At 21.4% G+C, this 1166-nt stretch carries 1 protein-coding gene; it reads right to left on the bottom strand.

From position 1 onward, the window contains the following. Positions 1–105 precede the first annotated feature (105 nt). A complete protein-coding gene (locus tag MBCUT_RS00870; RefSeq protein WP_067257578.1) occupies positions 106–855 on the bottom strand; it encodes a hypothetical protein in 750 nt (249 codons plus the stop codon). Positions 856–1166: the final 311 nt, after the last annotated feature.

Below are 1166 nucleotides of genomic sequence, written 5' to 3'. Positions count from 1 at the left end.
ACACTGAAAAACAATATTAGTAATCTCATAATGATAAAATTATTAATAGAAATATAAAAATTCCAACTTATAAAATTTTAAAAAAAGAAATAAATAGAAAAAGAATTAATAATAAGTTATTTCAAAATCTCCTTCTGATCTAGGATCATAATGCATAGGTCCTTTAACCACTAAGCTATTTTTACCATGTCCATAAATAGTTCCAATAATATCTATATAACTATAAAAAATAACCTTAAAGGTTTTTATTTTATACTTAGAATTAGTAGCTTTAACTTTAATTATATGTACAAAATTTTTCAGATTTCCTACAGTGATATCTTTTACAACAGCTGTTTTTCCTATATATACAGTTGTTGATTTATATCTATAAGCTTTTTTAAGATATGTTGTTTCTTGTTTCAGTTTTTTATTAGTTTTATAATTAATAACAATATTGACGAATTCATAATCTATGCCTTCTAGGGAAGATAAATCTCTTATAGTTAAAATTTTTTTATTCTTAGATTTATAAGTTTTATAAACTTTTCTTTCTACCTCATCCATTATGTCCGAATCAGTATATCTATGTTTATACACAACTGTAACTGACTTAATCTTATACTTATTTTTAAAGGAATCTTTTACAGAAATCTTGAAATTTCCTTTAGTAGAGCCTCCTTTTTTAACATTAATAATGTCAGTTTTTTTTATCTCAGAAATTTTAGTTTTATAAGAATCTTCTGAAATATATCGAGATATTTTATCTGAATATATTGATTCTGATTTTTTACTGGCTGCAAAACTCGTACTCATTACAAAGACAGATACCAAAACAACTATTCCTATTATTAATAATAATCTATTAAATTTCATTTTATTTCCCTCCTGAACAATTAAATACTACTTCAATAATATTAATATAATTTCTATAACTAAAAATAAAATAATATATAAATAAATCAATGATAAAATAATTCTTCTTTTAAATATATATTTAAAAATAAAACTATTTACATCATATTAACAAAAACCCTATATCCTTTTTTATCTGAAACAAGATCTAAACGATTATCTGATAAATCAGCATCCTTATTCTTATTTTTATAATCCAAATAGATATAACCACCATAATAAGTTGTTTCATAATATCTATATTTAAGCTTATTAATTATCCTTTTAGGTAT

The sequence above is a fragment of the Methanobrevibacter cuticularis genome, from assembly GCF_001639285.1.
GTDB lineage: Archaea > Methanobacteriota > Methanobacteria > Methanobacteriales > Methanobacteriaceae > Methanobaculum > Methanobaculum cuticulare.
This window is presented reverse-complemented; position numbering and strand designations above follow the sequence as displayed.

What these genes read in the sequence shown, in the direction of transcription:
- MBCUT_RS00870 (WP_067257578.1), bottom strand. Translation starts at nt 855, where the DNA reads ATGAAATTTAATAGATTATTATTAATAATAGGAATAGTTGTTTTGGTA.